Below are 21,899 nucleotides of genomic sequence, written 5' to 3' on the forward strand. Positions count from 1 at the left end.
CTTCACTTTGCCCACAAACTCCGCCGCTTTGACCACAAACCTTTGCAAAAGCCTCCATCAGCCAGTTGATTTGTATCGTCTAACTAGCAAATCTGTTGACAGCCCTGAAAACTTTTGAAATTATTAAAAAAAACCTTTACAACATTTATGAAATTACTACATCTGTTTTCTTTGATTTTTTTGAGCATGTTTCTCAAAACCCACGCCCAGCAGGACTCGGTGAGCATTCCCGATCCGGATGAATTTCAACGGCATTCGCATATATACATCGGAGCGCCGTTTATCAATTTTAACGTAACGCATTATCCCCACCTAAGGCAGGCGTTTAAAAGTCAGGGGGTGGGCTACTCGGCTGTCCAATTCAACACCATCGCTTCCTACGGCGGTGCTTTGCAACAAGGTCGTTATAAGTTTGGGGTGGAAGCAATCTATGGTCTTCCAGGAAGCGATACAAAAAAACAAACCAAAGTCACTGGGAGCTATATTGCGTACTTGCTGAATGCTGGCTACGCCGTTTTTTTTGAGCGAAACCGTCAGTATTTTATTAACGTAGGCGTGGGTAGGGTTGAATCCACCGCCAGCGTATATACGACCGATGCCTCCCAAACACTGGCCTTTAACAATCTCCTTTCTACGCCCATCGTTGGGCAATCGCCCGCGTTAGTACACCGAAACACTTTTTTTGAGATTTCACTGGAGCGAACCATTCGACCCACTCGCCCCGTCAGCCTGAACTCGGTCTTTCGGATAGGATACCGTTTGGGAATAAATACTGTGCCCTGGAAAACCGACAATAATATCAGCCTTTCCAATGCTCCCGTTGACCGGATACATCAGGTATTTATCCAAAGCATATTTGTCATCAGCAAAAGCCATAAACGGAAATCAAAAGTCTGATTTACAGTTATGAAACTCCGAACAATTATGCTGCTTTGGCTTTACTTTCCCAGTTTTGGAGAAGAGCCGCCCTCTGCCGAACGCGCAACAGTGGTACTGTACCGAAGAAAAGATTATTTTGGTTCAGACTTTACGGTCAAAATAAACAGTCAGGTGGTTACGCAACGGTTCAGCAATAACGAATACTTTCGGCTGGAAGTCCCAGCGGGAAAGATCAGGGTAGAGACCGAAGGCGACTTTATTACCGAAAAGAAAAGCATGATATTTACCATCAATGCCAACGAAACGGTCTTTTTGAAAGGCATTGTCGACTATGATTACCTGAGCAATGCCCTCTATTTTAAACGTACCGCTGTTGACCAAGCGGCCAAAGAAATGGTTAAATTGAAACCAGACAACAGCGCCCTCAAACAAATCGAATGAAACCCTTCCCTTACAGCCGTTTAGTTTTTTTGTTGTTGACGGCCGCGTTCGGCAGTTATCTTGGGTTTTTACTGTACGGTAGCCTGAAAGCGCAATTCGGCAACGATGGCGAAAACCTGAGCGGATTCGGCAAATTTCTGGCGAGTTATGTGCTGTTGGTGGCCGGGGTTTGGGTATTGGGCTGGCTCAATTATCGCGGTCCTTTTCGGTGGTGGTTTTTAGCCTCCGAAAAACGCTGGTGGTATTGGACGTGGATAGCGGCCCTCACCTGGCTTGTGTTTGAACTACTTCAGTTTCGTCAAGATAGAGAGCTCGAATTTGTGGACGAAAACAGTTTGGTTACGCTGGTTTTAGTGGGAATCATCATCGGTTTTGGCTACATAGCCGACGCTTTTCGGGCGCGTCGGGAGCAGTTGGTGTTACAGCAACAAAAAACGGAAGCGGAACTGACCGCGCTGAAATCGCAGATCAACCCCCATTTTTTGTTTAATACACTCAATACGATCTACAACGAAGCCGCTGGAGCCCACAACGACACCGTTGCTGATTTAGTACAACAATTGGCGGGTATCATGCGCTTTACCTTGCAGGAATCAGCCAAACCGTATATCAGTCTAGAAAGTGAATTGGCTTTTTTGGACAAATACCTCACCCTGCAACGCGCCCGATTGCCAAAGCATGACAGCATTCGCTTAGATATTCACATTGACTACGACGGCCAGCCTGCCCGAATCGCCCCGTTGCTGTTGATTCCCTTTGTGGAAAATGCGTTTCAGTACGGCATCAGTATGGAGCACCCATGTTTTATTCGTATGAAGCTATACGTTGAAAATCAGACCCTTGATTTCTATCTTCAAAATAGCACAATTGCAAAGGAAGCCCATCGCAAAGGCCACGGCGTAGGCATCGCCAATGTACAACAACGCCTGAAATTACTCTATGCCCACCGACACACGCTGAAGATAAAAGAAGAAAACAGCGTTTTTGAAATACATTTACAATTGAATCTTTACTGATTTCAAACCATGATCGCCATTGCCCTTGATGATGAACCCGCCGCTCTCGAAATCCTGCGCCGGCACGCCGAAAAAGTACCCTTTATCAGCCTTACACACACGTTTGTAAGTACGGCGGAAGCTTTGGCCTTTCTGAGCCGAAACGCCGTTGATGTGCTGTTTTTGGATGTACAAATGCCCGATATGCTCGGAACAGATTTTGCCCGATTGCTCAATAACAGCAAAACACACATCATTTTTGTGACGGCCTATCCCGATTATGCCGTGGAGGGTTTTGCCCTGCACGCGCTGGATTACCTGCTCAAACCCGTCGAATTCGGACGTTTTTTGCAGGCCTGCAACCGTGCCTTAGGGCAATACTCCAAAAAGACGGGCGAGTCGTCGGGTATCTTTGTCAAAGACGGCTACGATTGGGTACGGGTCAATTTGGATGAAATTCTGTACATTCAGTCGGACACCAACCTTCTGTTTATTCACGAACGCACCCGCAAGGTTACGACCCGCATGACGCTCAATGAAATGCTGGCCCAGCTGCCGCCCGACCGCTTTTTACGGATTCATAAATCGTATCTGGTGGCGCTCAACGCCATACAAAAAATGGAACGCCATCAGGTGACGGTAGGCAATGTCACCATTCCGCTGGCGGGGAGCTATAAGGGAGCATTGGAAGAGCGGCTGCTGAAGTGAAGGGGATTTTTACAAGGCACATTTTCATCAAGCAGCACTTTCATATAACTGACGGATTGTCTTTTCGGAAGAAAATGTCTGCTGTACTATTTCCAATAAAGCAACTGCATATTCATGCTTCACGGTCGGAAAATCATCCAAAAACTCTTCCAGTGATACTCCTTTTTCTAAATGTACAAACAACGACCACACCGGCACACGCGTTCCCGTGAAAACAGGCGTGCCGCCCAATGTTTCTGGGTCAATCGTAATAATATCCTTGATTTTCATTCTTTTAATCGGTTTGCTTACGCAATTTAAACAAACGAAATGATAGAACAATTATAGGCCCTTCAACGCCTTTTGATATACCTTCAAGCACCTTTCCCGCGCAAAAGCGTGGTCAACGATGGGTTGAGGGTACCCAAAACTGCTAACTTCAGGAACCCATTTTTTAATATAGACAAGTTGAGGGTCAAACTTTTGGGTTTGAGATGTAGGATTAAAAATCCGAAAATAAGGTGCGGCGTCCGTCCCCGAACCCGATGCCCACTGCCAGCCGCCGTTGTTGGCCGAAAGGTCAAAATCAAGAAGTTTTTGGGCAAAATAGGCTTCGCCCCAACGCCAGTCAATGAGCAGATGTTTGGTTAGAAAGCTCGCCACTACCATCCGGACGCGGTTGTGCATAAAACCCGTTGCGTTGAGTTCGCGCATTCCAGCGTCCACAATCGGGTAGCCCGTACGGCCTTCACACCATGCCTGAAATTGCGCTTCATCATGTCGCCATTCAATTTTATCATACTCGGGTCGGAAGGCTTTTCCTTGCCCTACGTGCGGAAAATGCCAGAGAATCTGCATATAAAAATCCCGCCAAATGAGTTCGTTCAGAAAGGTTTCATTCAGCGTTTGGGCCTTACGGGCCAATTCCCGAATCGAAATGGTTCCAAATCGCAAGTGTACACTCAACCGAGAAGTGCCTGGAATCGACGGTATGTCACGACGTTCTTTGTAGTTTTCAATAAGTTCTTTTCGGACTTCTTTCCCCGGAAACGGCTGGCCCACTGCCTCAAATCCCATACTTTCGAGCGAAGGAATTTCCAACGGCTGCGTTTTCAGAAAAGCTTCAAAATACGTCTCAGTTGGGTACGAGCGTAGGTAAAAATCATTAACCGTTTCTTTCCACTTGCGACTGTAAGGCGTAAAAACAGTATAGGGCGTTCCTGCACCGCTTAATATTTCGCTTTTTTCAAAAATACACTGGTCTTTGTGCGTGTAAAAAGCCGTACCTCGAGCGTTCAAAAATTCACCGATGGTTTTGTCGCGGGCAAGGGCGTAGGGTTCGTAATCGTGATTAGTATGCACTTCAGCGATGTAGTATTCGTCCGAAAGCTGCTGCCATACTTCTGAGGGCTTGCCGTATTTTACAATGAGTGTACTGCCGAGTTGCGTTAATTGCGTTTGAAGTTTATGAATGGCCAGATGAATAAACTCTATCCGACGGTCTTTTTTATCTTCTAATTTATCCAGAATCTCGGTATCAAAAATAAACACGGGCAAAACTGGATGGCCTGATTTAAGTGCGTGATACAATCCTGCATTGTCGTGTAAGCGCAAATCGCGACGAAACCAAAAAAGCGTAAGAGGAGTATGCATAAAAAAAACGGCGTATTTGTATTGCTACAAACCACGCCGTTTGGTAGATTGTTTTAAAAGCTAGTATTGTTCCAGCATATATTTTATCACGTCGGTGGTAGTCACAATGCCCGCCAAATGACCATTTTCAACCACTGGTAGAGCGTGATATTCTTCGGTCGTAAGGATTTCGGCCACTTCTCTAATGCTCAGAGAAGCCTCCACCGTACGCGGTTTTTGGGTCATCACTTGTTGAATAGAAAGCATTTCTAAAATGGCTTCGTCGGCGCCCTCTTGATTCTCAAACAACGAACTGAATGTTAGCCGATTAATGTCCGTGCTACTTATGATTCCTACCACTTCTGCCCCGTCCAAAACGGGCAAGTGACGAATGTGATTCTTTTTAACTAATTCAATTACTTCGTGTAAATCATCGGTTATTTTAACGGTGAACACGTTTTTGGTCATGATGTGCGAAACTGGTTCTCTTCTTTTCATTGGGAAATTGTTTTTTGTGATGTTCAATATTCACCATTTCCCACCAAATACTTTATGACCAATAACATCCCAAAAAAATGCTTTTTGTCATTTTCAATAAAAATCCCCCGACCGTCAAAACAACCGAGGGATTTATTAATTGGTGTCAGTTATCAACAACCAAAAATTTGGTTGTATTTGATTATGCTTCTGCCTGCGCGTATTCTTCAATCGGCACACATGCGCATACCAAGTGACGGTCACCATAGGCCGAATCAATGCGGCTTACGCTTGGCCAAAACTTATTGAAACGCAAATGCGGAAGCGGGAAGGCCGCTTTCTCGCGACTGTACGGACGTTCCCAGTTTTCAACCAACACCACACGGGCCGTATGAGGTGCGTTTTTCAGAACGTTATCGGCTTTATCGGCAATACCTTCTTCCACTTCGCGGATTTCGGCACGAATGCTCAACAAAGCATCGCAAAAACGGTCTAATTCTGCTTTTGACTCCGATTCTGTTGGCTCAATCATCAGCGTACCCGCTACCGGGAACGACAAGGTTGGCGCGTGGAATCCGTAGTCCATCAAGCGCTTGGCCAAATCTTCGGCTTCAATACCCGCCGCTTTGAACGGGCGACAATCGACAATCATTTCGTGCGCACAACGGTTGTTTGCTCCCGTGTACAGGATTTCAAATTGGCCGTCTCCCGCCAAGCGTTGCTTGATGTAGTTGGCGTTCAAAATCGCCATTTTGGTGGCATTGGTCAAGCCTTCTCCTCCCATCATGGCAATGTAAGCATGCGAAATGGTCAGGATGCTGGCAGAACCATAAGGCGCGGCAGAAACCGCCCCCGCCGCTTTTCCGTCGGTGAGGGTAACGTGACTTGGCAAATGCGGCACCAAGTGCGCGGCTACACCGATGGGTCCCATACCTGGGCCACCGCCGCCGTGAGGAATACAGAATGTTTTGTGCAAGTTGAGGTGACAAACGTCCGCGCCAATCGTGGCGGGGCTGGTCAAGCCTACCTGCGCATTCATGTTTGCCCCATCCATGTATACTTGTCCACCATGATTGTGGATAACTTGGCAAATTTCAATAATACTTTCTTCAAATACGCCGTGGGTCGAAGGATAGGTCACCATCAAACACGCCAATTCGTTGCTGTACTGCTCGGCTTTGGCTTTGAGGTCGGCTACGTCGATGTTTCCGCGTTCATCGCATTTGGTCACCACTACTTTCATGCCCGCCATCACGGCCGAAGCTGGGTTGGTGCCGTGCGCCGACGACGGAATCAAGGCCACGTTGCGGTGGCTGTCGCCGCGCGCTTCGTGGTAGGCCCGAATCACCATCAAGCCTGCGTACTCGCCCTGCGCACCCGAGTTGGGTTGCAGCGACATGGCCGCGAAGCCCGTGATTTCGCACAGCCAATCGTTCAAATGTTTGAACAACAATTGATAACCCGCCGTTTGATTTACGGGGGCAAAAGGGTGCATTTTGCCAAATTCAGGCCACGTAACGGGAATCATCTCGGCCGTTGCGTTGAGTTTCATCGTACAGCTACCCAACGAAATCATGGAATGAACCAACGATAAATCTTTGCTTTCCAATGACTTCAAATAACGAAGCATATCGTGCTCGGTATGGTATGTGCCGAAGACGGGGTGCGTCAAATAATCCGACTGACGGGCCAAATTCTCGGGGAAAATTACGTCCACTTCGCTCGGAACCGTCATCTCCACGCCTTCGCCTGAAGCCGTGGCGAACAAATCCAAGATAGCAATCAAATCACTGAATGACTTTACTTCGTCAAACGAAACACCTACGTGCCCATTGGCGCTGTAACGTAAGTTAATCCAACGTTTTTCAGCTTCTTCGCGCAAGTTATCGGCATTGTGCACCTTTACCGTAACGGTATCAAAGTAGTTTTGGGTCAACACTTCATAGCCCATGTGCGACACCGAATCGGCAAATGCTTTGGTCAATCCGTGAATTTTGGAAGCAATCGCTTTCAAACCTTCGGGTCCGTGATAGACAGCGTAAGCCGCCGCCATGACCGAAAGTAACACCTGAGCGGTGCAAATATTGGAAGTCGCTTTTTCGCGACGAATGTGTTGCTCGCGCGTTTGGAGCGCCATACGTAGCGCCCGATTTCCTTCGGCATCAATAGACACACCAATAATACGGCCTGGAATCTGACGCTTAAAGGCATCTTTTGTAGCGAAAAACGCTGCGTGCGGGCCACCGTAGCCCATCGGAACCCCAAAACGCTGGGCCGAACCTACGACTACATCGGCGCCCATTTCACCGGGTGCTTTTAGCAAAGTAAGGCTTAATAAATCAGCGGCAACGGCCACAAAAATATTCAGTTCGTGCGCAGCAGCGATAAAATCGGTATAATCAATGACTTCACCGTCGGTAGCAGGATATTGCACCAACACTCCATAAATGGCAGGGTCGGTCAAATCTACCTTGGTATGGTCGCCCACTACTACGTTGATATTCAATGGAGTAGCACGGGTATAGATCAAATCAATGGTTTGTGGATGACAACGGTCCGACACAAAGAACGTTTCCGCTTTTTTCTTGGCCGCCGGGCGAAGGCTGTGGAGCATCGTCATGGCTTCAGCGGCGGCGGTGGCTTCATCCAACAACGAGGCGTTGGCGATTTCCATACCCGTCAGGTCAATGACCGCCGTTTGGAAATTGAGCAACATCTCAAGACGTCCCTGCGCAATTTCGGCTTGGTAAGGTGTATACGCCGTGTACCAAGCGGGATTTTCCAGAATATTCCGTAAAATCACATTGGGTACATTGGTATCGTAATAACCAGTTCCGATGTAAGATTGAAAAATGCGGTTTTGACGCGCTACTTTTTTCAAATCGTTCAAAAAGTCAGATTCTGACTTCGGTGCGGGTAAGTTTAACGGTTGGGCCAAGCGGATAGCCGCCGGCACCGTTTGCTCTATCAACTCGTCGAGCGTAGCTACGCCGACCGTTTTCAGCATTTCCTGTAAATCTTTGGGACTTTGGCCGTGGTGACGGCGCTCGAAGGATTCTTGTTGGTGAAGACTGATTTTCATCCGATTTATCAGAGCGGTATGTGAGTGTAAATTTTCGCAAAAATAGTCAAAAAAGAGGCCGCTTGTTGCCTTCTTTTCTTGGAAAAACAAAATTCAGGAAGTAAAGTTTATTCAATCCTGCTTATTAATAAATAAAGTGGCAAAAAGGCTTACTTGAGCCGTCATTACGTTCTGTCTTCAGTAATACTAAAAAAAATGAAAAACATACCCTTCGCCAGAATTTTGATTTTGTGGTTTTGCTGCATAAGTGGTTGGGGACAAAAAGCCACCATCACGGTTGATTTCAGCCAAGAAATCGGCCCCATGCAACCCGCCTGGGCGTGGTTTGGCTACGACGAGCCGAATTATACCTACATGAAAGACGGCAAAAAATTGTTGACCGAAATCGCCGCTCTCAGCCCCGTACCCGTATACGTACGCGCCCACAACCTGCTCACCACCGGCGACGGAACGCCAGCGCTGAAATGGGGTTCGACCAATGCCTACACCGAAGACGCGCAGGGAAATCCAAAATATGATTGGACCATCGTGGATAAAATATTTGATACCTACATCGAGCGCGGTATGAAACCGCTTGCCCAAATCGGCTTTATGCCCGAGGCACTTTCGACCAAACCGCAACCCTATCGACACAATTGGGTGCCCGGCCAACCTTACAACACCATTTATACAGGCTGGACCTACCCACCCAAAGACTATAAAAAATGGGCCGAATTGGTCTATCAGTGGGTCAAACATTCGGTGGCGCGATATGGGCAAAAAGAAGTGGAAAGCTGGTATTGGGAATTGTGGAACGAACCCGACAGCCCTTATTGGGGAGGCACAGTACAGGAATATTGCAAACTGTACGATTACTCTGCTGACGCGGTTCGACGGGCGTTGCCTACGGCCAAAATCGGTGGCCCGCACGTAACGGGACCGGCAGGACGCAGAGGGGGTAATTTTCTAAAAACCTTTTTGAAACACTGCACCCAAGACACCAACTACGTGACGGGCAAAATCGGTACGCCCCTGGATTTTGTGGCGTTTCACGCCAAAGGCGCGCCCAAACTCGTGAACGGGCACGTACAGATGAACATGGGAACGCAATTGCGGGATATTTCGTCGGGTTTTGAGATTGTGGCCTCGTTTCCACAACTCAAAAATACGCCCATCATCATCGGTGAATCTGACCCCGAAGGCTGCGCTGCCTGCGGCATGAAAACCGACCCGCAAAATGCCTACCGCAACGGCACCATGTATTCGAGCTACACGGCGGCTTCGTTTGCGCGAAAATACGCCTTGGCTGATTTGCACCAAGTCAATTTCAAAGGCGCGGTTTCGTGGTCGTTTGAATTTGAAGACCAACCTTGGTTCTACGGATTTCGGGATTTGGCCACCAACGGCGTGGACAAACCCGTGTTGAATGTATTCCGAATGTTTGGAATGATGAACGGAAAACGCGTGGACGTCAAAGGGAATTTAATGTACCCCACACTCGCGGTGCGGGATTCCAGCGTTCGCCGCTCCACACCCGACATCGGCGGATTGGCCACCAAAGACGAAGGTACGGCCGCCGTGATGCTTTGGAATTATCATGACGATGATGTCGCGGGCACGGCAGCCACGGTTGACCTAACCCTCAAAAACATTCCAGCTAAAAAAGTAAAAATCACGCAGTACCGCATCGACAATGAGCACAGCAACAGCTACGAAGTGTGGAAAAAAATGGGCTCACCGACCAATCCTACGGCGGAACAAATCACCGAACTGGAAAAGGCGGGACAATTAGCCCGATACGGCGAGTCCAAGCGCCAAACCGTGAAAGACGGACAATTGATCTTTTCAACCACGCTGCCTCGGCAAGGCGTGGGGTTGGTGACGTTGGAGTGGTGAGATTTTGGTTAAACTTATACTTTGGTCTGTGCCTTCGGATATATACGATAAAAATAAATAAGAAATGGAAATTTCAGGTTACGACTATATTATATACTCTCAAAAATCCTTTTTTGAGTTAGAAGAATGTATAATAAATGAGATAAAATTGATTTGGGAAAATCCTATCATAGATAAAAGTATCGAAGGTAATACAACTGACAAGATTTGGCTTTTCATAGCAAAAGATATTGAAATGTACAATGACGATACAATAGGCTATGGACTTAATAAAGACAAAGAAGGATGTTTTTCTATAATTGCTGATAAAGTATCATTCGAGGATATAATTACAGTATCCATTGACAATGACAGAAAACCAACTCATGACATTAGATTTATCTTGGATAATGTTTGGTCTTACACGTTAGTATTACCTGAAGTAATTGAAGATAGCCCGTTTTCAATGCAGATTTATAATGTATTAACAAAAGTACTGTCAACAAATATCTCTCTCAATGACAACATGAATACGATACAAAAACCTGTTCAATATTTTGTTGGGAGAAAAGGGAAGATATGATCAATTCCCCATCAACCAGCGATAATGTGAGAAAATTGGATTAGTAAACTGCATAACAAACCCAGCGCCTTGGTCTGTGAAACTACGGATTAAGCTTTACTTCCTTATGAGAAATTTAAGTCTTCAGGAACGATCTGATGGTAAATTCCTTCATCGTTTAAATCATAAAATTCAATATTATCAGGAATCTTCATCCTTGACACACGGAAAGCTTCTTTCGTTAAAACATTCCAAATAATCAAAATCCCCATCCCGGATGATTTAAACCCAAAATAGCTATAATGGAATGTCTGGTTTTTAAATAGAAAACTTCCTTGCGGCTTATCAAAATCAATAGAGATTAAAATTTTTTCCCAGTCGCTTATTTTCATTGATTTCTAATATTAATACTGGTATCTGCTGATAGTGCGAACGTCTCGTTCGTCCTATCCATAAAATATAAACTCAAGGCAACTCAAACACCCGTCCAAAATAACTTCCTGCCTCTTCCACCACCGCATCTGTATCAACCACTTCAATCCCTGCCAATACTTTTGCTAAGCGTTTTTTGTATTCCAATTGCATCAAACGGGCAATTTGAATTCGTTGGGCTTGGGGCGAACCGGCCCCGTGCATGGACTCGGTGAGGTAGCCCACGGCGTTGCGACCTAAGGTCATGTTTTCAATGAGGCGAAACATCCGGAAGCGGTCTTCGGTCGGCACGTTGGGTTTGCCTTTAAGGTATTTTTTCAGTAGTTCGTGGGTTTCAGGGTTGTTGTAATCCTGCTCGGAAGGCAGCGTAACCATCAATCCACCCGCCAAATCTTGCGCCAAACGACTGATTTCGTAGGGGAAACGCGTCACGTGGTGTTTGCAAACATTGGCCAATACATCGTCGGGTAAATACGCCCCCGATTCGGTCGGATAGCCTTGGTACGACGCCGCAATGCCCGTGCCGTAAATGGTTTCGTTGAGGTGCGTCATTTCCACCAATTTATCTTTGATGTGGCTCGCTTTTTCGGCTCCGTTCATTTCCACAATATTTGCCGCCGCCCCGATCAGCACATCGCCCACGCCGCTTTTGCACACATAACTCCGACGGTGATACCCCGTAAAACGCTCTACCAACATCGACGCAAATTCGTATTCACCATCCATGAAAATCAGGGGATTGGCAATGAATACATCCTCAAAAATCACCATCGCTTCCTGTCCGCCAAAGTTGGCATTTCCCGCGTCCATATTGCCGCCTTCCATGCTGCGCGTATCGCATGATTGTCGGCCATAGATGTACGTAATGCCCGGCGCATCCACGGGTACCGCGCCTACGATGGCGTAGTCTTTGTCTTTTTCGCCCAACCGCATCGTAGGCATGACCAGTAGCCAATGCGAATTGAGACAGCCTGTTTGGTGCGCTTTGGCCCCCGTGATGTACACGCCTTCGGAGGTACGGCGGGTAATATGTACAAACAGATCCGGGTCGGCCTGTTCGTGCGGAGCTTTGCTGCGGTCGCCTTTGACGTCGGTCATGGCACCGCCGATGACAAAATTGCGGCGGTGCATTTCGGTCAAAAAAGCCACAAACCGCTCGTAATAGGGCGTTTTGTAGCTTTTGTCCATTTCAAACGTGGTCGAAAACAGCGCATTGAACGCATCCATCCCCACGCAACGCTGAAAGCAGGTGCCTGTATTTTGACCGAGTTTACGCTGCATTTTATTTTGCAAGACCAAATCGTTGGCGCTTGTCGAAATGTGCAGAAAGCGATTGATGCGCTCGCCCGTGAAAGGCGAAATCACCGACGCCAATTCAGGCTCCCGAAGCGCCAAATCGTAGGTTTCTGCCACGGCATTCACCGACGGACGAATCATGGGGTGTTCGGAAGGTTCTTCCACCAATTCCCCAAACAAATATACTTTCAGTTTACGGCCTTTGAGACTTTGGTAGTAGTCTTGGGAAGTTTGGATTTTGATAGTTGAAGACATCATAGATTTTTAACTCCATAAATATAGACTTGGGAAGTTTCGTATTCGTGAGTGTACGAAACTTCCCAAGTCTTCGTGTGTTTATTTATTCTTCTCGAAATTCCGCAAAAACTCTTCTCGGTCCGTGATTTTAAAATCGGCGTCCCATTCGTATTCCAAGCCACGATGTAAGCCCTGATTGGCCCCGAAATAGTACATCTTTTTCATAGCGGCAATGGTCTGGGCTGAGTTGCCCAGAATTTTGTCCGCTACTTGATTCACGGTGACTTCCAACTCCGCCAACGGCACCGATTTATTCACCAATCCGATACGCTCGGCTTCTTTTCCCGATACGGGCTGCGCCGTAAAAGACAGTTCCATGGCCTTCATCAAACCCACTTTTTGTTGTAACCGTTGGGTCATTCCCCATTTGGGAGCAATGCCCCATTTGGTGTGTGTATCGCCGATTTGCGCCTCGTCGGCGGCATAGACCAGATCAAACGCCATCATCAATTCCGTTGCGCCCGTGTAGCAATGCCCATTTACCTGTGCGATGGTTACCTGAGGCATAGATTGAAGGGCCAAAATAAACGCAACGCCCATTTCCATGACTTCAAAATTGGAGAAATGCCCGCCCTGAATGCTTTCATTGAGGGCTTTCAAATCCACTCCCGCCGACCACGCCCTTCCAGTGCCCGTGACGATGAGTACTTTGACAGATTCGTCCAAAGCTACTTTTTGAGTAGCGTCGGTGAGTTCGGCGATGAGATTGGGACTGAGGGCGTTGAGCACCGATGGCCGATTGAACATGATGCGGGCAATGCCGTCTGCTTGCGAAAAAAGAATGTCTTGATACATGATTTCAGGAGTTAGAAGTCAGGAGTTCAAATGAAGTATTTTAACGATTGCGGCCGTATTGTTCGTGACTGCTTACCCATTCGTTGGCCACGATGGCCGCGCCGAGTGATAATTCACCACAAAGGACGGTGGCGGCGACAATTTCGGCTAATTTATTCACTTTCCCTACCCCAAAACAATCCATCATTTGCAAACACTCTTTTTGAGTAGGCAAACCTGTACCACCGCCGTAGGTGGCCACAATAAGGGAAGGAATAGTAACGGAAAAATAATAATCTCCGTTGGGTTTCAACTCTACATAAACGATGCCCGCTGAGGACTCGGCAACGTTGGCCACGTCTTGTCCGGTAGCGATAAAAATAGCAGTGATGCCATTGGCAAAATGCGAACCGTTGCTGATGGCATTAGACAACATAGAGCCGGCATTTGAATACTGCCGTTGCTTAAATAATGCTTCGCTGCTTACGTGCATGATGCGTTGCAGCAGTTCATTCGGAATCGTAATCTCAGCCACTACGCGCTTGCCTCGGGTTTGGAGCGTATTCAGGTGCGAGTGTTTTTTGTCGGTATCCATGTTGGCCGCCATGGTGAAATGTTCCAACCCTTCAATGCTTTGTTCCAATATCCAATGGCACGCCCGGTGCGTGGCTTTGGTCACCATATTTTGCCCAGCAGCGTCGCCTGTGGAATAATTGAAGCGCAACCAATGGAGTTTACCAACGGTATACTGCTCAATATCAATTAGTTTTCCGACCGACGTTGTTTCTTCCGCTTTGGTTTTTAATTCGTCAAAATGAGCGGTTACCCATTCCCCAAACACCTTTGAATAACGGGCATTTTCAAAGACAAAAAGCGGAGCACGCTGCATGGCGTCGTCCATTACGGTAGTGATGATGCCTCCTGCTTCGCGGCAAAGTTTCATGCCTCGGTTGTAGCTGGCCACCAAGGTACCCTCCGTCGTAGCCAAAGGCACGTAAAAATCACCTTGAGCGTATTCACCGAGGACTTTTAAAGGCCCTGCAAAACCAATGGGTACTTGCGCTACGCCCGCAAAATTTTCGATATTGCCTTTCAGCAACGACGGCTCAAACGAATATTGCGCAACGTGCTGAAAATCAACACCTGTTTTCTCAGTTACAAACGCCCGACGTGCCTGTGCTATCTCGGAAGTATAATTGTCGGTCTTATCAATCGGTAGTTTTGTGTCGCTCATGGGTTAAGGGTTGGAATACCAACAAAATTACTTTTTTTCTTTTGAAGAAATAGGGAAATGATAAACCCACCGCCAACCCATTTATAAACCAGAAATGATGGCATTATCCTACTTTCACCGAAGTCATTGAAATAGCCCCTAACATTGTTTTATCGTTGAAGAAACTTACTTTGTCTTTGTCTTCTTTCAAGCCCAAAATATACAGCAGCGGCAGATAATGTTCTGGCGTAGGAATGGACAGTTTTCCTGCTTGCCCCAAACGCTCATAATTAATCAGCGCATCATGGTCATTTTTGATAATCAACGACTTAAAAGTTTCGTTCATTTCAATGGCCCAATCGTATCCTTTGTCGGTCAAATGCCAGTCGAGGATGCGAAGGTTGTGGACCATGTTGCCGCTACCGATAATCAGTACACCTTTTTTGCGCAACGCCGCTAGTTCTTTTCCCAACTCATAGTGGTAGCGCGGTGGTTTGGTGTAGTCGATACTCAACTGCAAAACGGGAATATTGGCTTTGGGGTACATGTGCCTAACTACCGTCCAAGTTCCGTGGTCGAGGCCCCATTCGTGGTCTAGCCCTACCTTTGTTTTGTGAATCAAAGACGCTGTTTCTTGGGCCAGCGCTGGGCTGCCCGGAACGGGATATTGGACATCAAACAGCGCTTTGGGAAAGCCCCCGAAATCGTGAATCGTACGGGGTGAATTCATGGCCGTAACCTTGGTGCCAGGGATATACCAGTGCGCCGACACGACCAATACGGCCGTAGGTACGGGAATTTCAGTACTGAATTTTTTCCAGTTTTGACTGAATTCATTGTTTTCAATGCCATTCATGGGCGAGCCATGCCCCACAAACAACATCGGCATCAGGCTATCTTTAACGGCCAGTTGTTCGTTCCATTTATACAAATCTTTTAATGATTCCATCGCAATAGCCCCTCCCAGGGCACTTTTTATAAATTCGCTTCTTTTCATTTCTCTAATTGTACAAGATTTTGCACCTTAAAAACAAGCTTATTTTACAGTGCAAAATCAACCCTACAATAAATATATGTAGATACATACAAATGACAAAACAATGCATCATTTAGTTCCTAAAAATAAACTCCCGTTAAAATGAGTAAGTAGAAATCACCGCCACAAACTATTAAATAGTAAACTTGAAGCAGACCATTAATATTAATCACTGATGAATTACCGAAGATTAGGAAAAACAGGATTCGACATTTCAGAAATCAGCCTCGGCACGTGGCAGGTAGGTGGCAAGTGGGGCGACGATTTTAGCCACGACAACGCTGAGAAAATTCTGCACGCCGCCGTTGATGCGGGCATCAACTTTATTGACACGGCCGACGTGTACGGCGCGGGAGAAAGCGAAAAAGCCGTAGGCAAATTTGTAAAAAGCCGCTCCGAGCGGATTTATGTAGCCACCAAATGCGGACGTCAGCTGAGCCCGCACGTCAGCGAAGCCTATCAGCCCGCCGTGTTGCGCAAATTCGTGGAAGACAGTCTTCAAAACATGGGCCTCGAAACCCTCGATTTGATTCAACTCCACTGCCCACCGACGGAAGTGTATTACCGTCCTGAAATCTTCGAATTGTTTGACCGACTGAAAGAAGAAGGAAAAATCCTGAACTTAGGCATCAGCGTCGAAAAAGTAGAAGAAGCCCTTAAAGGCATTGAATACGAAAACGTTACGACGGTACAAATCATTTTCAACATGTTTCGTCAGCGTCCTGCCGAGTTGTTTTTTGAACAAGCGCAGAAGCGCAACGTGGGTGTCATTGTACGGGTACCGCTGGCGAGCGGCCTACTCACGGGCAAGTTTTCCAAAAACTCTTCTTTTACCGCCGGCGACCATCGTTTTTTTAACCGCAACGGCGAACGATTTGACAAAGGAGAGACTTTTTCGGGCATTGATTACGAAACTGGCCTTGCAGCAGTAGAAGAACTAAAGGCCGTTTTCCCAGCCTACGCCAACCTCGCGCCCGTAGCGCTGCGTTGGATTTTACAATTTGCAGCCGTCAGCACGATTATTCCTGGGGCCTCCAATCCCGAACAGGCCACTGCCAACTTGGAAGCATTGCGCATCCCTAATTTGAGCACGGAACAACTCGCGGCCGTCAACGATATTTACGAAAAATATATTAAGCCGCAAGTGCATCACTTGTGGTAATAACGGAGCGTTTCCAAGGATTCAAAACCTTGGAAACGCCTTTAATATAGTTAGTTAACGACCAATTCATCCGTAAAAAGCCAAGCTTCTCCGCCCGCGCCATTGTGCCCAGCGGGGAGTTTGCCATACGGAATCGCTTCTACTTTCAAGTATCTTTTTTGAATAGGCTGCTTCGACTCATAGCCCACCGTTTCTTTCACAATTCCGTCCAATAAGGGCTTCACGTCAAAGGTTTTTTCAATAAGGGTCGTAAAGCTTATACCATCGTCAGAAGCGGAGATTTTGACGCTTTTAGGCAACAAAATCCATGATTTTGCTTCCTGAATAAAATCAATTTTTACCGAACGGAACGTTGTTTTTTCACCCATATCAACCACTGCATCCACAGGCCGCCCCGACCAACCCATCCAAACTCCGTCGCCAAAAGATTCTCCTCCTTTCAAGCCATCCACCAAACCGTATTCACCAGGTTTGGCGTATTGCGCATCGGGTTTACTATTCCAAATGGTCTTTTTGGCCACGGCCTTATTTTCGATGATTTGGTAGCTTTGTGCGTCGCGGTACTGCTTATCTCCCCTAAACGGTGCGAACGTAATCTTGCTGGGCTTCGTTACCGTCAAAACTTCCTGCGCCTTGGGCGACTGAGCGGTGGGTTTGGTGCCGTTGAGGGTGTACCGAATGGCTAAGTCTTTCATGCCCAAATAACTGCGCAATGACCATGATTTCTGCGCCGCATCAAATTCTATTTTGGTATCAATCAGGCTTTTGTCTTCGGCGCCATAGGCTACTTTTAGAGTCGTCAGAATGGGATAATGCTGCTGCACTCGGGCCCGAAACTCCTCAAAATTACGCGTACCGTTATTCCAAAGACTTTCGCTAAATGCCAACATTCGCGGATATAGCATATATTCTGCGTTGTAGGTCGTGACTCGCTCAGTCCACAATGGACACTCAGCACCCCAAACCTGAGTGCTGTTTTGTCGGTAGGCTGGGTCGCTGAGGTTATCGTACTCGTAGACTTTTTTGAGGGTCAGATTGGCGTTGGGAGAATCGAAATAATAGGGCCCTGCGTGAATAATCCGATTGCCGTTTGCCAGCGCTTTTCGACCTTCAGCTTCGCCACGCCATACTTCCACAATGGCGTCTTTGTCGGCTCCGCCTTCCAAAATCTCGTCCCACCCAATGAGCGTTTTCCCTTTGGATTGTAAGTATTTTTGAATACGTTTTATGAAATAACTCTGCAATTCGTGCTCATCTTTTAAGCCTTGGGCTTTCATCAACGCCTGACATTCGGGCGAAGCCTGCCACGCAGTCTTGGGCACTTCATCGCCACCGATGTGAACATAACGACTCGGAAACAGCGGCATAACTTCATCCAGTACGTCTTGTAAAAACACGTACACATTCTCTTTGCCAACGCAAAATACATCCCCAAAAACACCCCAACTGTTGGGAACCACCCGTTTTTCATTGGTACAGGCCAATTCGGGATAAGCCACCAACGCCGCAACACAATGACCCGGCATTTCGATTTCGGGAATCACCGTGATGTTGCGCCGACGGCCGTATTCCACCACTTCTTTGATCTCGGCTTGGGTATAAAAACCCCCGTGTATGCTACCATCGGGCTCTTTTCGCCACGCGCCTACGGAAGTTAGTTTAGGATATTTTTTGATTTCGATGCGCCAACCTTGATCGTCGGTCAAGTGCCAATGAAAAATATTGAGTTTATACAACGACATCAAATCCAGTTGCTTTTTGATAAAACTTACGGGAAAGAAATGCCGCGCCACGTCCATCATGTGCCCGCGCCATTGAAAACTCGGCGCATCTTCAATCATCAGACACGGAATTTTGGCCGAGGCTGTTTTCTGAAAAGGCAACAATTGACGCAATGACTGCACCGCCCAGAAAAACCCCTGATTGGTTTTGGCCTCAATCAAAATACGCTCAGCAGTAATCGTGAGGCGATAAGCTTCGTCGTTTTGCAGAGAGGCATCCGATTTAAGATAAATAAAAGGCAACGATTTGGCGTTAGGCAAGAGCTGAATTCCCGTTTGTGTCTTGATAGATTCGACCAAAAAACGAATCACTTCTTCCGCTTTCACCTCAGGGGCAGTCTGAATCGCCGTGGAGGAAGTCAGGGTAAATTCGCCCGTGTGGCGTTGGAGAGATTGCGGCTTGGGAATGATTGAAACTTGAGCATTGAGTTGAACCGTCAACACAATCAATAATCCAGCAAAAAACTGCTTCATTGTTAGATAGTATGGTTTAAAAATAATGCGATTTTATAAAATATTTTTTATTTAAAACCATATTTTATAAAATATATTATAAATAAGAATTTTTAGCAATAGAAATTAATTTCAAGCCATATAAGTACAGGAGGGTTGGTTCAAAACATCCTTTTCTATTTGTGTCATAAACACCTTACCAATTCTAAAGTAATCCATCCGATACCATGCAAAAAATTGCCTTTTTGATGAAACTCAAACCTGGTTTTGAGGAAGAATATAAAAAACGTCACGACGAAATCTGGCCTGAACTATCAGCGGCATTGACCGAAGCAGGGGTAAGTGATTACTCTATTTATCTCGACCGCGCTACAGGCGTGCTGTTTGCCGTTCAGAAGCGAACCGAAAATCATACTGCCGATGGTTTGCCCCAACTCCCCATCGTAAAAAAATGGTGGGCCTACATGGCCGATATTATGGACACCAACGCGGATAATTCGCCCGTGAGTACGTCTTTGGAGTGCGTTTTTCACATGGATTGATTCGGACAAACAAAGTAATAACCTATTGTAAATCAAAACCTTCACACATGAACAATCTTCAAGAAACCCTTAACCGACGGGAGTTTTTACAAAAATCAACCTTGGCCAGCGCGGGCGTGTTGGCCTCTGCTTCCGTATTTACGAGTGGTACTTCGGCCAAACGTAAAGTAGCGATGGTAGGTACTGGCCACCGTGGCACAAGTATGTGGGGCATTCCCGTAATCAAAGAATTCAGCGACGTCATCGAGTTTGTGGGACTCTGCGACATCAACCCGGGCCGCGCCGAAACCGCCCGTAAAATGCTGAACGTGACTTGCCCACTTTTCACTGATTTCGAAAAAATGATGCGGGAAACCAAACCTGACATTCTTATCGTCACCACCGTCGATGCCACACACGACCAATTTATCATCAAAGGCATGGAAATGGGGGCCGACATCGTGACGGAAAAACCCATGACCACCGACGAGGGTAAATGTCAGGCCATTTTGGACGCTGAAAAACGCACGGGCAAAAAAGTAACGGTGACGTTCAACTACCGTTATTCTCCACACCGCCAAAAATTATACGAACTGCTGCGCGAAGGGGCGATTGGAAAAGTTACATCCGTGGATTTTCACTGGTACCTTGACACCAGCCACGGAGCCGATTATTTCCGTCGCTGGCACCGTTTGGAAGAAAAAAGCGGCTCGCTTTGGGTACACAAAGCCAGTCACCATTTTGACTTGTTGAACTGGTGGCTAGAATCTGAGCCCGAAAGCGTGTATGCCCAAGGCGCATTGGAACACTATGGCAAAAATGGCACCATAAGAGGCACCAACTGCCGCAGCTGTGCGCATAAAACCGAGTGTAAGTTTTATTTTGACGTCACCAAAGACAAACGACTCACCGCGCTGTACGTTGACAATGAAAAATACGACGGCTACCACCGCGACGGCTGCGTATTCAAAGAAGACATCAATATTTATGATAAAATGGCGGCCACGATTCACTACGCCAACGGCGTGAACGTGAGCTATTCTCTAACGACTTATTCGCCGTACGAGGGCTACAGAATCGCGTTCAACGGTACCAAAGGGCGTTTGGAAGCATGGGTTAAAGAATCAGGAAAAATGACGCGTGAGCCCTACGATGAACTGATGCTTTCTAAGAATTTTGGCGAAGTAGAATACATCAAAATTCCGCAAGCCGAAGGGCACGGCGGCGGCGATGCGCGCCTACGGGATAAAATTTTCCGCAATCCTAACGCGGCAGATACCTTCCGCCAATCGGCAGGAAGCCGCGACGGAGCAATGGCCATTTTGGTAGGAATCGGTGCCCGTAAGAGCATGAAAACGGGCCAACCCGTCAAAATTGCCGACCTTACCGACCTAAAACCCCTAGCAGTAAAAGCATAATCGAAGATTTAGTTTCCCGAAAGTTGATAACTTTCGGGAAACTATTTATTATTTTCCGTTCAAATCCCAGTCGTAATCCATGTGCGTAACGCTGGCTTTTTTGTCGGCTTTTACGGTTGAATATTTATTTACCCAATCAATAATCGGCATTGTCTTCGTAAAATCTCCCCCATACCAAGACAAAATTTTCGATAAATCTGCCTTGTTTTTAGTGACGTTATTCTTGGTTTTATCGTTGATAAAATCCCGTCCCTGCTCATCCAACTGCTTATCCAAACGCTCAGCCACGAATGCTTCGTTGCGCAACGGTGGGCACGATTTGGCCGCACACACAAGCGCAAAGTGAATCCGAGGCTCATCAAATTTTTTACGGATAATCCCGTGTTCGATGTTATTCAAATCCATTTTTTTGCCGCCAATGGTAATAAACTTCACGTCCCAAGGAGTATTGACAAAAGGTATCTTGATTTTTGAGCCAATGTCTTTGATGCTCGTTATACCCGGATAATTGTCCAGAATCAACTGAATCGTAAACGCATTGTAGGCGTTAATCCAGTACGCCAGCTGCTCATCTTTGCTCCATTTGTCGTTGGGAGCGCTCGCACTGAGCATATCTAGGTATTTTTTTAGTTCGGCGTAATCTTTTTTGAACGCAGTGTAATTGACAAAACCTTTGTCGTTTACGTGTTTTTTCAGAAGTTTGTCCCAAGCAGCGTGGTCAACGGGGGCCGCAGTAGACGTGGGCGCAGCGGTACAGCTACTAAATACAGCCATCACTAAAAAAACAATTAAAGCAAAACAGCGCATAGTTTTAAGAAGTTGAGAGTTACAATTAATATGATGTTAGTACAATGTCACAAAGCAAATAATTCACCATCAGAAGAAAACGTTTTTCAGAATCAAAACA

20 protein-coding genes are annotated in these 21,899 nt (G+C 46.7%); 9 read left to right on the forward strand and 11 right to left on the reverse strand.

Translation table 11 applies throughout. The annotated features are described in order from the left end of the window. Nucleotides 1-147 precede the first annotated feature (147 nt). From DR864_RS15820 to DR864_RS15835, 4 genes are read left to right on the forward strand one after another with little or no spacing between them, the layout of a single operon-like run. Nucleotides 148-897, forward strand: a complete 750-nt coding sequence (locus tag DR864_RS15820; protein WP_114067897.1) for a hypothetical protein — start codon at nt 148-150, stop codon at nt 895-897. A gap of 9 nt (nt 898-906) precedes the next feature. After that, the gene (locus DR864_RS15825; RefSeq protein ID WP_162793872.1) at nt 907-1,320 is read left to right on the forward strand and encodes a hypothetical protein; all 414 of its coding nucleotides are present in this window, start codon (nt 907-909) and stop codon (nt 1,318-1,320) included. Beyond that, nucleotides 1,317-2,336, forward strand: a complete 1,020-nt coding sequence (locus DR864_RS15830; protein WP_114067899.1) for a sensor histidine kinase — start codon at nt 1,317-1,319, stop codon at nt 2,334-2,336. Before DR864_RS15825 ends, DR864_RS15830 begins: the two co-directional genes overlap by 4 nt. Before the next feature lie 9 nt (nt 2,337-2,345). Further along, nucleotides 2,346-3,023 (forward strand): LytR/AlgR family response regulator transcription factor, encoded by a 678-nt coding sequence (locus DR864_RS15835; RefSeq protein WP_114067900.1) that lies wholly within the window; start codon nt 2,346-2,348, stop codon nt 3,021-3,023. Nucleotides 3,024-3,050: 27 nt separating this feature from the next. Here the strand turns inward: DR864_RS15835 and DR864_RS15840 are convergent, their stop codons facing one another. From DR864_RS15840 to gcvP, 4 genes are all read right to left on the reverse strand, one after another. Then, the gene (locus DR864_RS15840; protein WP_114067901.1) at nt 3,051-3,293 is read right to left on the reverse strand and encodes a DUF433 domain-containing protein; all 243 of its coding nucleotides are present in this window, start codon (nt 3,291-3,293) and stop codon (nt 3,051-3,053) included. 51 nt (nt 3,294-3,344) lie between these two features. Then, on the reverse strand, nt 3,345-4,655 hold the full coding sequence (locus DR864_RS15845; RefSeq protein ID WP_114067902.1) for a cryptochrome/photolyase family protein: 1,311 nt from the start codon (nt 4,653-4,655) through the stop codon (nt 3,345-3,347). 60 nt (nt 4,656-4,715) lie between these two features. After that, the gene (locus DR864_RS15850; RefSeq protein ID WP_114067903.1) at nt 4,716-5,132 is read right to left on the reverse strand and encodes a CBS domain-containing protein; all 417 of its coding nucleotides are present in this window, start codon (nt 5,130-5,132) and stop codon (nt 4,716-4,718) included. A gap of 181 nt (nt 5,133-5,313) precedes the next feature. Next, on the reverse strand, nt 5,314-8,193 hold the full coding sequence (gene gcvP / locus DR864_RS15855) for an aminomethyl-transferring glycine dehydrogenase (RefSeq protein WP_114067904.1): 2,880 nt from the start codon (nt 8,191-8,193) through the stop codon (nt 5,314-5,316). Nucleotides 8,194-8,388: 195 nt separating this feature from the next. On the opposite strand from gcvP, the gene DR864_RS15860 reads away from it, so the two are divergent. Continuing rightward, nucleotides 8,389-10,068, forward strand: a complete 1,680-nt coding sequence (locus DR864_RS15860; RefSeq protein WP_114067905.1) for a GH39 family glycosyl hydrolase — start codon at nt 8,389-8,391, stop codon at nt 10,066-10,068. 64 nt (nt 10,069-10,132) lie between these two features. Beyond that, nucleotides 10,133-10,630 (forward strand): hypothetical protein, encoded by a 498-nt coding sequence (locus DR864_RS15865; RefSeq protein WP_114067906.1) that lies wholly within the window; start codon nt 10,133-10,135, stop codon nt 10,628-10,630. A gap of 104 nt (nt 10,631-10,734) precedes the next feature. On the opposite strand, the gene DR864_RS15870 is transcribed toward DR864_RS15865, so the two are convergent. From DR864_RS15870 to ygiD, 5 genes are all read right to left on the reverse strand, one after another. Next, nucleotides 10,735-11,001: a hypothetical protein gene (locus DR864_RS15870; RefSeq protein WP_114067907.1), complete on the reverse strand. Its 267-nt coding sequence runs from the start codon at nt 10,999-11,001 to the stop codon at nt 10,735-10,737. A gap of 73 nt (nt 11,002-11,074) precedes the next feature. Beyond that, nucleotides 11,075-12,595 carry a 4-hydroxyphenylacetate 3-hydroxylase family protein gene (locus tag DR864_RS15875; protein ID WP_205319114.1) on the reverse strand — a complete coding sequence of 507 codons (1,521 nt, stop codon included), beginning with the start codon at nt 12,593-12,595 and terminating at the stop codon, nt 11,075-11,077. A gap of 78 nt (nt 12,596-12,673) precedes the next feature. Continuing rightward, nucleotides 12,674-13,429, reverse strand: coding sequence for an enoyl-CoA hydratase/isomerase family protein (locus tag DR864_RS15880; RefSeq protein ID WP_114067909.1), 756 nt, complete (start codon nt 13,427-13,429; stop codon nt 12,674-12,676). Between the two features lie 40 nt (nt 13,430-13,469). Next, nucleotides 13,470-14,642 carry a hydroxymethylglutaryl-CoA reductase gene (locus DR864_RS15885; protein ID WP_114067910.1) on the reverse strand — a complete coding sequence of 391 codons (1,173 nt, stop codon included), beginning with the start codon at nt 14,640-14,642 and terminating at the stop codon, nt 13,470-13,472. A 103-nt stretch (nt 14,643-14,745) separates the two neighbouring features. Then, nucleotides 14,746-15,570 (reverse strand): 4,5-DOPA-extradiol-dioxygenase, encoded by an 825-nt coding sequence (ygiD, locus tag DR864_RS15890; RefSeq protein WP_445508830.1) that lies wholly within the window; start codon nt 15,568-15,570, stop codon nt 14,746-14,748. 262 nt (nt 15,571-15,832) lie between these two features. On the opposite strand from ygiD, the gene DR864_RS15895 reads away from it, so the two are divergent. After that, nucleotides 15,833-16,819 (forward strand): aldo/keto reductase, encoded by a 987-nt coding sequence (locus DR864_RS15895; protein ID WP_114067912.1) that lies wholly within the window; start codon nt 15,833-15,835, stop codon nt 16,817-16,819. A 50-nt stretch (nt 16,820-16,869) separates the two neighbouring features. Here the strand turns inward: DR864_RS15895 and DR864_RS15900 are convergent, their stop codons facing one another. Then, nucleotides 16,870-19,074, reverse strand: coding sequence for a glycoside hydrolase family 20 protein (locus DR864_RS15900; RefSeq protein ID WP_114067913.1), 2,205 nt, complete (start codon nt 19,072-19,074; stop codon nt 16,870-16,872). A gap of 206 nt (nt 19,075-19,280) precedes the next feature. On the opposite strand from DR864_RS15900, the gene rhaM reads away from it, so the two are divergent. Next, entirely contained in the window at nt 19,281-19,595 is a 315-nt protein-coding gene (gene rhaM / locus DR864_RS15905) for an L-rhamnose mutarotase (RefSeq protein ID WP_114067914.1), read from the forward strand. A gap of 47 nt (nt 19,596-19,642) precedes the next feature. Continuing rightward, complete coding sequence (locus DR864_RS15910; protein ID WP_114067915.1) at nt 19,643-20,992, forward strand: Gfo/Idh/MocA family protein; 1,350 nt, start codon at nt 19,643-19,645, stop codon at nt 20,990-20,992. 48 nt (nt 20,993-21,040) lie between these two features. Here the strand turns inward: DR864_RS15910 and DR864_RS15915 are convergent, their stop codons facing one another. Continuing rightward, nucleotides 21,041-21,799: a DUF547 domain-containing protein gene (locus tag DR864_RS15915; RefSeq protein ID WP_114067916.1), complete on the reverse strand. Its 759-nt coding sequence runs from the start codon at nt 21,797-21,799 to the stop codon at nt 21,041-21,043. Nucleotides 21,800-21,899: the final 100 nt, after the last annotated feature.

It is taken from the genome of Runella rosea (assembly GCF_003325355.1).
GTDB classification, from domain to species: domain Bacteria; phylum Bacteroidota; class Bacteroidia; order Cytophagales; family Spirosomataceae; genus Runella; species Runella rosea.